We start from the raw sequence: 6,829 nt of genomic DNA, 5'->3' as shown, positions 1-6,829 counted from the left end.
TCTGGGGGGTGGGGGGGTGGGGTTGGGGGGGCATGGGCGCCTGGTACTGCGCAGCACCGAGCCTGAGGCGCTGACCGAGGCCCGCCGGGCCGCGTCCTATCCGCTGGTGCCGTATTCCAACCGCATCGCCGAAGGCCGGCTGCCCTGGCAGGGCCGGGTGCACCGGCTGCGGCTCAACGTGGCCGGCAGCCCGCACCCGATGCATGGCGTGGGCTTCCAGCGGGCCTGGACGGTGGCGCATTACACGGCCGACACGGTGGAACTGGTGCTGTCCCACCGGCCCGACGAAGACTGGCCCTTTGCCTTCGAGGCCCGCCAGCGCATCGTGCTCTCACCCCGCGGGGTGCGTTTCGAGCTTTCGGCCACCCACCGCGGCCCGGACACCGCGCCCATGGGGCTGGGCTGGCACCCTTTCTTCCTCAAGCGGCCCGGCAGCCGCCTGCGCGCCGTGGTCGACGGCCGCTGGGAGATGGACGAGCGCAAGCTGCCCACGCAGCATCGTCCCTGCGCGGCCCTGGACGCCGCCGTCGAGGCGCTCGACCTGGACCACTGCCACACCGGTTGGCGCGGCGAAGCCTTCCTGCACGACCAGAGCTTCGACCTGCGACTGAGCGCCTCGACCCGCCATCTCGTGGTCTTCACCCCGCCGTCGCGGCCCGACTATGCGGTCGAGCCGGTCAGCCACGCCAACAATGCCTTCCATCGGGACGACCCGCTGGCCCACGGCCTGGTGGCCCTGGCCGACGGCCACACCGCTTCGGCCTGGATGCAGATCGACCTCCTGGACGCCCGCCCATGACCATGACCCACCATCCCGAGACCCTGCGGCCTGCAACCGACACCGCGGCCCTGCTGGGCGAGTCGCCCCTGTGGCACCCGGTCGAGCAATGCCTGTACTTCTGCGACATTCCCGGCCACCGACTGCACCGTTTGCAGCCGGACACCGGACGGCTCGACACCTGGGCTTTCGATACCGACGTGTCGGCCTGCGTGCCCGCCCGTCGCGGCGGGCTGGTTCTCACGCTGCGCACCGGCATCGTGCACTTCGACCCGGTCACCGGCGCACGCACCCTGTTGGCCCAGCCCCCCTATGACCCGCGGCGTGAGCGCTTCAACGACGCCAAGTGCGACCCTGCCGGCCGGCTGTGGGTCGGCACGATCTACGAACCGCGCGACCCGGCGCTGGCCGCGCTGTACTGCCTGGACGAGACCGGCCGCCTGAGCCGGCGCGCCGACGGCATCACGGTGTCCAACGGCCTGGCCTGGAGCCCCGATGCCCGCACGATGTACTGGTCCGACACCAAGGCCCATACCGTCTACGCCTTCGACTACGACCTGGCCCGCGGCGCACTGGGGCCGCGGCGCGTCTTTGCCCGCTTCGAGCCCCGGGGCGAAGGCCAGCCGCTCGATGCCTATGGCGGCCGGCCCGACGGCGCGGCGATGGACGCCGAAGGCTGCTACTGGGTGGCGATGTTCGAAGGCGCGCGCGTGCTGAGGCTGTCCCCCCAAGGCGAGCTGCTGCACGAGCTGCGCCTGCCGGTGCGCTGCCCCACGATGCCCTGCTTTGGCGGGGCCGACCTGCGCACGCTGTACATCACCACCTCGCGCGAGAAGCGCCCGGCCGAGGAACTGTCCGTCCAGCCCTGGGCTGGCCGCGTGCTGCAAGTGAGGGTGGACGTGCCGGGGCTGCCGGCAGCCGTCTGCGCCGTTTGATCCTGGGTCAAGGCCGGCTTTAGCGGCAAGCGCGGCCCCCGGCAAGCCCCTGTCGGACGGACGCGACAACGTCGCGGCACTCAGGGGGATGGAAAGTACGTGGGGGTTTCCACGTATAATCCCGAGGCTTTGCCGCAACCAACTGTAACTTCCGTGCCCGCCATGACCGACCGGAACGATCCCGGCCAGGCGCAAGCGCCACGGGCCCACGACCCCCAAGGTCATGGACACGATGACTGGAAGCAGGAAGATGCGGACGAAGCCGCGCCGTTCAAGCCCCTGACGCCCGAGCAGGCGCAGGCTTGGCGCGCGAAGCACCCGCCGCTCTCGCCCTGGCGGGTGGTCACGGCCCAGGCCGTGGCCGGACTGGTGGTGGCCGCGCTGGCGTGGCTGGTCACCGGCAGGGGCGAGACGGTCGTCTCGGCGCTGATCGGCGCGGCGGCCGTGGTGGTGCCGGGGGCCTTGCTGGCCCGCGGGATGACCGGCGCTTCCGGCGCGAACCCCGGCACCCTGGTGCTGAGGTTCATGGTCTGGGAGTTGGTAAAGATCGTCGTGGCCGTGGCCATGTTGGTGGCGGCTGCAAGATTCGTGCCCAACCTGAGCTGGCTGGCCGTGCTGGCGGCGATGGTGGTGTGCTTGAAAGTGAATGGGGCGGCCCTGCTGTGGCGGGGTCGGGTGCAACAGACACAAATCGTCGCCTCGCGCGACCGTTGACGAGAACGAACGATGGCAGCCGAAGGACAAGCGCTCACCGCGGGTGATTACATCACCCACCATCTGGTCCATCTGCAGAACAAGCAGCAGACCGGGATCATCGACTTCTCCGTCTTCAATCTCGACTCGCTGTTCTGGTCCATCTCGCTGGGCCTGACGGCTGTCCTCTTCATGGCCTATGCCGCACGCCGCGTGCACTCCGGCGTGCCGGGCCGTTTGCAGGGGTTGGTGGAAATGCTCGTCGAGCTGGTCGACACCCAGGCCAAGGGCATCGTCCACAACGAGACCTCGCGCCGCGCCGTCTCGGCCGCTGCGCTGACCGCCTTCGTCTGGATCTTCCTGATGAACGCGATGGACTTGGTGCCGGTCGATGCCATTCCGCAACTGTGGCACTGGGCCGGTCCGACCCTGGGGCTGCCTGATTACATGCGCGTCGTGGCCACCGCCGACCTGTCCATCACCCTGGGCATGTCCAGCTTCGTGTTCGCGATGTGCCTGTACTACGGCATCAAGGTCAAGGGCCTCGGCGGCTTCGTGAAGGACCTCTTCTCCGCCCCGTTCCACGGCCACGGCCTCGGTGCCGTGCTGCTGGCCCCGTTCAACTTCCTGCTCAACCTGATCGAGTACGCGGCCAAGACGATCTCCCACGGCATGCGGCTGTTCGGCAACATGTACGCTGGCGAGCTGGTGTTCATGCTGATCGCCCTGATGGGCGCGAGCGCCGCGCTGTCGCTGGGCGGCTCGCTGATGTTCATCGGTCACGTGATCGCCGGCACGATCTGGGCCATCTTCCACATCCTGATCATCACACTGCAGGCCTTCATCTTCATGATGCTGACGCTGATCTACGTCGGCCAGGCCCACGAAAGCCATTGAGTTTCAACCGCCGGCAGGTGGCGAGCCCGCCGGCTTTTTTTCGGTTTTTTCTTCCGTCCGTCAACAACCTTCCAATAGGAGCAATCATGGAAAACATTCTGGGTCTTGTCGCGCTGGCTTGCGGTCTGATCGTCGGCCTGGGCGCCATCGGCGCTTCCATCGGCATCGCGCTGATGGGTGGCAAGTTCCTCGAGTCGTCGGCCCGTCAGCCCGAGCTGATGAACGAGCTGCAGACCAAGATGTTCATTCTGGCCGGTCTGATCGACGCGGCCTTCCTGATCGGTGTGGCCATCGCCCTGCTGTTCGCCTTCGCCAACCCGTTCGTGATCGGCTGATCGGCTTCCTTTCTCTCTCTTTGCGGATTCCGATCCGTCCTCGACTCCAGAGAAACGAAAGGCCTGATCCATGAACATCAACGCGACACTCGTTGCGCAGTTCGTGGTCTTCGGCATCCTGATGTGGTTCACGCTGAAATACGTGTGGCCGCCCATCACGAAGGCCCTGGACGAACGCGCACAGAAAATCGCCGAAGGCCTGGCAGCCGCCGACAAGGCCAAGGCCGAACTGGCCCAAGCCAACCAGCAGGTCCAGCAGCAACTGGCCGCCTCGCGCGATGAAACCTCGAAGCTGCTGGCCGATGCCGAGCGGCGGGCCCAGGCCATCATCGAAGAAGCCAAGAAGAAGGCCAGCGAGGAAGGCGAGAAGATCGTTGCGGCTGCCCGTGCCGAGGCGCAGCAACAGGTCGTCCAGGCCCGCGAGGCCCTGCGCGAGCAGGTGGCCATGCTGGCTGTCAAAGGGGCCGAGCAGATCCTGCGTCGCGAGGTCAACGCCTCGGTGCATGCCGACCTGCTCAACCGCCTGAAAACCGAGCTGTGACCATGGCCGAGCTTGCAACCATCGCACGTCCTTACGCCGAGGCCCTGTACCGGGTGGCGGCAAGCGCCGACGCCGATGCCATCGCCGACCAGGTCGATGCGCTGGCGCGCGTGGCCGCCGAGCCGCAGGTGCGCCTGTTCGCCGCCAACCCCAAGGTGACGCCCGAGCAGGTCTACGACCTGTTCGCCTCGGTGCTCAAGGCCCCGCTGATCCCGCAGGTGGGCAACTTCCTGCGCACCGTGATCGACAACGACCGCCTGGCGGCGCTGCCTGAGATCGCGGCCCAGTTCCGCGCGCTCAAGAATGCGGCGGCGGGCTCGGCCGAGGCCCACATCCTCAGCGCCTTCCCCCTGAGCGACGAACAGCTCAAGGAGCTGCTGCCCACGCTGGAGAAGCGCTTTGGCTGCAAGCTGCAGGCGCGGGTGGAGGTCGATCCCTCGCTGATTGGCGGCGTGCGCGTGGTGGTGGGCGACGAAGTGCTCGACACCTCGGTCAAGGCACGACTCGAACGCATGAAGGTGGCGCTGACGGCCTGAGGCCAGACCAACGCTTGATCGCCCGGGAAGGTCCCGGGCCCGAACTCGGTTCAGGCCCCGGGCCGACAACCAGACTGGGAGTACGCAATGCAACTGAATCCCGCAGAAATTTCCGAACTCATCAAGAGCCGCATCGAGGGTCTCGGCGTCTCGGCCGACATCCGCAACCAGGGCACCGTGGTATCGGTGACGGACGGCATCTGCCGTATCCATGGCCTGTCCGACGCGATGCAAGGCGAGATGCTGGAGTTCCCGGCCGACAAGAACGGTCAGCCCACCTACGGCCTGGCGCTCAACCTCGAGCGCGACTCCGTTGGCGCCGTGATCCTGGGCGACTATGAGCACGTGTCCGAGGGCGATACGGTCAAGTGCACCGGCCGCATCCTGGAAGTGCCCGTGGGCCCCGAGCTCATCGGCCGTGTGGTCGACGCCCTGGGTCGCCCGATCGACGGCAAGGGCCCGATCAACACCAAGCTCACCGACGTGATCGAGAAGGTCGCCCCTGGCGTGATCGCGCGCCAGTCGGTGTCGCAGCCGCTGCAGACCGGCCTGAAGTCCATCGACGCGATGGTGCCCATCGGCCGCGGCCAGCGTGAGCTGATCATCGGCGACCGCCAGACCGGCAAGACCGCGGTGGCGATCGACACCATCATCAACCAGAAGGGTCAGGGCGTCACCTGCATCTACGTCGCGATCGGCCAGAAGGCCTCGTCGATCAAGAACGTGGTGCGTGCACTGGAACAGCATGGTGCGATGGACTACACCATCGTCGTGGCCGCCTCGGCCTCCGAGTCCGCCGCCATGCAGTACGTCGCGGCCTACTCGGGCTGCACGATGGGCGAGTACTTCCGCGACCGCGGCCAGGATGCCCTGATCGTCTACGACGACCTGTCCAAGCAGGCCGTGGCCTACCGCCAGGTCTCGCTGCTGCTGCGCCGTCCGCCGGGCCGTGAAGCCTTCCCCGGCGACGTGTTCTACCTGCACAGCCGCCTGTTGGAGCGCGCTGCGCGTGTGAACGCCGACTACGTCGAAGCCTTCACCAAGGGTGAGGTCAAGGGCAAGACCGGCTCGCTGACCGCGCTGCCCATCATCGAGACCCAGGCCGGCGACGTGTCCGCCTTCGTGCCGACCAACGTGATCTCGATCACCGACGGCCAGATCTTCCTGGAGACCAACCTCTTCAACGCCGGCATCCGCCCCGCCATCAACGCGGGCATCTCGGTGTCGCGGGTGGGCGGTGCGGCCCAGACCAAGCTGATCAAGGGTCTGTCGGGCGGCATCCGTACCGACCTGGCGCAGTACCGTGAACTGGCGGCCTTCGCGCAGTTCGCCTCCGATCTGGACGAAGCCACCCGCAAGCAGCTCGACCGCGGCGCCCGCGTGACCGAACTGCTCAAGCAGCCCCAGTACAGCCCGCTGCCCATCAGCCTGATGGCCGCCTCGCTGTTCGCGGTGAACAAGGGCTTCCTGGACGACGTGGACGTCAAGAAGGTCTTGGCCTTCGAGTCCGGCCTGCATCAGTACCTCAAGACCAGCCATGCGGCGCTGCTGAACAAGCTCGAGACCGACAAGGCCATGGACAAGGACGCCGAGGCCGAACTGACCGCCGCGATCGCCGCGTTCAAGAAGTCCTTCGCCTAACCCCTCACAGAAGGAGTTCCGTCATGGCGGCAGGCAAGGAAATACGCGGCAAGATCAAGTCGGTGGAGAACACCAAGAAGATCACCAAGGCCATGGAGATGGTCGCCGCGTCCAAGATGCGCAAGGCGCAGGACCGCATGCGTGCGGCCCGGCCCTATGCCGACAAGGTGCGCAACATCGCGGCCAACCTCGCCCAGGCCAACCCCGAGTACAAGCCCCCGTTCTTGCAGAAGAACAGCGGGACCGGCCAGGTGGGCGTGATCGTGGTGACCACCGACAAGGGGCTGTGCGGCGGCCTGAACACCAACATCCTGCGGGCCACCACCGCCAAGCTCAAAGAGCTGGAGGCGCAGGGCCTGAAGGCACAGGCCGTGGCGATCGGCAACAAGGGCCTCGGTTTCCTGAACCGCATCGGCGCCAACGTGGTTACCCAGGTCACCCAGCTCGGCGACAAGCCACACCTGGACCGGCTG

At 67.1% G+C, this 6,829-nt stretch carries 9 protein-coding genes; all 9 read left to right on the top strand.

The window, feature by feature from the left end; translation table 11 throughout:
* On the top strand, window positions 1-799 hold a 799-nt coding region (locus ACK42S_RS13995), incomplete at its 5' end, for an aldose 1-epimerase (protein ID WP_409708695.1).
* A gap of 2 nt (window positions 800-801) precedes the next feature.
* A complete protein-coding gene (locus ACK42S_RS13990) occupies window positions 802-1,713 on the top strand; it encodes an SMP-30/gluconolactonase/LRE family protein (RefSeq protein ID WP_409708698.1) in 912 nt (303 codons plus the stop codon).
* A 162-nt stretch (window positions 1,714-1,875) separates the two neighbouring features.
* Complete coding sequence (locus tag ACK42S_RS13985; RefSeq protein WP_409708692.1) at window positions 1,876-2,427, top strand: ATP synthase subunit I; 552 nt, start codon at window positions 1,876-1,878, stop codon at window positions 2,425-2,427.
* 12 nt (window positions 2,428-2,439) lie between these two features.
* Window positions 2,440-3,303, top strand: a complete 864-nt coding sequence (gene atpB / locus ACK42S_RS13980; protein ID WP_409708689.1) for a F0F1 ATP synthase subunit A — start codon at window positions 2,440-2,442, stop codon at window positions 3,301-3,303.
* Window positions 3,304-3,389: 86 nt separating this feature from the next.
* Complete coding sequence (gene atpE / locus ACK42S_RS13975; protein WP_409708686.1) at window positions 3,390-3,638, top strand: F0F1 ATP synthase subunit C; 249 nt, start codon at window positions 3,390-3,392, stop codon at window positions 3,636-3,638.
* Between the two features lie 70 nt (window positions 3,639-3,708).
* Window positions 3,709-4,179: a F0F1 ATP synthase subunit B gene (locus tag ACK42S_RS13970; RefSeq protein WP_409708683.1), complete on the top strand. Its 471-nt coding sequence runs from the start codon at window positions 3,709-3,711 to the stop codon at window positions 4,177-4,179.
* Between the two features lie 2 nt (window positions 4,180-4,181).
* Window positions 4,182-4,715: a F0F1 ATP synthase subunit delta gene (locus tag ACK42S_RS13965; protein ID WP_409708680.1), complete on the top strand. Its 534-nt coding sequence runs from the start codon at window positions 4,182-4,184 to the stop codon at window positions 4,713-4,715.
* 87 nt (window positions 4,716-4,802) lie between these two features.
* Window positions 4,803-6,356: a F0F1 ATP synthase subunit alpha gene (gene atpA, locus ACK42S_RS13960; protein ID WP_409708677.1), complete on the top strand. Its 1,554-nt coding sequence runs from the start codon at window positions 4,803-4,805 to the stop codon at window positions 6,354-6,356.
* 23 nt (window positions 6,357-6,379) lie between these two features.
* On the top strand, window positions 6,380-6,829 hold a 450-nt coding region (locus ACK42S_RS13955), incomplete at its 3' end, for a F0F1 ATP synthase subunit gamma (protein ID WP_409708674.1).

The sequence above is a fragment of the Caldimonas sp. genome, from assembly GCF_046289365.1.
GTDB lineage: Bacteria > Pseudomonadota > Gammaproteobacteria > Burkholderiales > Burkholderiaceae_C > Caldimonas.
The sequence above is the reverse complement of the archived record's forward strand: the minus strand, read 5'-3'. Positions and strand labels throughout refer to the sequence as shown.

What these genes read in the sequence shown, in the direction of transcription:
- ACK42S_RS13990 (WP_409708698.1), top strand. Translation starts at nt 802, where the DNA reads ATGACCCACCATCCCGAGACCCTGCGGCCTGCAACCGACACCGCGGCC.
- ACK42S_RS13985 (WP_409708692.1), top strand. Translation starts at nt 1,876, where the DNA reads ATGACCGACCGGAACGATCCCGGCCAGGCGCAAGCGCCACGGGCCCAC.
- atpB (WP_409708689.1), top strand. Translation starts at nt 2,440, where the DNA reads ATGGCAGCCGAAGGACAAGCGCTCACCGCGGGTGATTACATCACCCAC.
- atpE (WP_409708686.1), top strand. Translation starts at nt 3,390, where the DNA reads ATGGAAAACATTCTGGGTCTTGTCGCGCTGGCTTGCGGTCTGATCGTC.
- ACK42S_RS13970 (WP_409708683.1), top strand. Translation starts at nt 3,709, where the DNA reads ATGAACATCAACGCGACACTCGTTGCGCAGTTCGTGGTCTTCGGCATC.
- ACK42S_RS13965 (WP_409708680.1), top strand. Translation starts at nt 4,182, where the DNA reads ATGGCCGAGCTTGCAACCATCGCACGTCCTTACGCCGAGGCCCTGTAC.
- atpA (WP_409708677.1), top strand. Translation starts at nt 4,803, where the DNA reads ATGCAACTGAATCCCGCAGAAATTTCCGAACTCATCAAGAGCCGCATC.